Genomic DNA, 1171 nt, shown 5'->3' on the forward strand with positions numbered 1-1171 from the left:
CCCTTGTGTTGATGCTGCTGATTCAACTGATCCTGCGCTGGCAAAAGCCGGCAGCGTCAGCCATTGAGTCTCCGCCAGCGCGCGCCACCCCTGCGCCAGTTGCTATCAAAACAATAGCAAATCGACCCCACATGCGGCTCGCGCTCATCCACGCGCCCCCACCCCGTCTGACATCGAGTTGACTCTCGATGTGGTTGTCCGCGTCCGCGCGGCGGCCCCAGCAGCCTGGGTTCAGCGGCAATTCCTTCGTTTCGCGAGCGTCGTCCGTGCATCGTTAGGTCCGTCATGGACCGGTAAGAGCGATACGAACAGACATAAGGACAACGCATCATGAAACGGATGCTGATCAACGCCACGCAGCCTGAAGAGCGCCGCCTGGCCATCGTCGACGGGCAAAAGCTCCTCGACTACGAAATCGAGATCGAAGGGCGCGAACAGCGCAAGGGCAACATCTACAAGGCCGTCGTCACCCGCGTCGAGCCCTCGCTGGAAGCCTGCTTCGTCGACTACGGCGAAGACCGCCACGGCTTCCTGCCGTTCAAGGAAATCTCCAAGCAGTATTTCGCCGAAGGCGTCACGGCCAGCCAGGCCCGGATCCAGGACGCTATCCGCGAAGGCCAGGAACTGGTCGTGCAGGTCGAGAAGGAAGAGCGCGGCAACAAGGGCGCGGCGCTGACCACCTTCATCTCGCTGGCCGGCCGCTATGTCGTGCTGATGCCGAACAACCCGCGCGGCGGCGGCGTCAGCCGGCGCATCGAGGGCGACGACCGGGCCGAGCTCAAGGAGGCGATGGACCAGCTGGAGTACCCGAAGGGCGCCAGCATCATCGCGCGCACCGCCGGCATCGGCCGCTCGGCGCCCGAGTTGCAATGGGACCTGAACTACCTGCTCAAGCTCTGGAGCGCCATCGACGGCGCCGCCAAGGGCGCCAAGGGCGCCTTCCTGATCTACCAGGAATCCTCGCTCGTGATCCGCGCGATCCGTGACTATTTCAATCACGACATCGGCGACATCCTGATCGACACCGACGACATCTACGACCAGGCGCAGCAGTTCATGGCGCACGTGATGCCCGAACATGCGGCCCGCGTGAAGCGCTACCGTGACGACGCGGCCCTGTTCAGCCGCTTCCAGATCGAGCACCAGATCGAATCGGCCTACGCCCGCACGG

The 1171-nt window shown here is 63.7% G+C and carries 2 protein-coding genes; both read left to right on the forward strand.

What is annotated here, in order from left to right; translation table 11 throughout:
* Positions 1 to 182 (forward strand): hypothetical protein (locus AC1DY5_RS56445; protein ID WP_478122839.1); only part of this gene is annotated, 182 nt, incomplete at its 5' end.
* A 148-nt stretch (positions 183 to 330) separates the two neighbouring features.
* The coding region (locus AC1DY5_RS56450; RefSeq protein WP_478122840.1) for a ribonuclease E/G at positions 331 to 1171 on the forward strand (841 nt) is incomplete at its 3' end.

This window comes from Variovorax sp. P4_D9, from assembly GCF_056401695.1.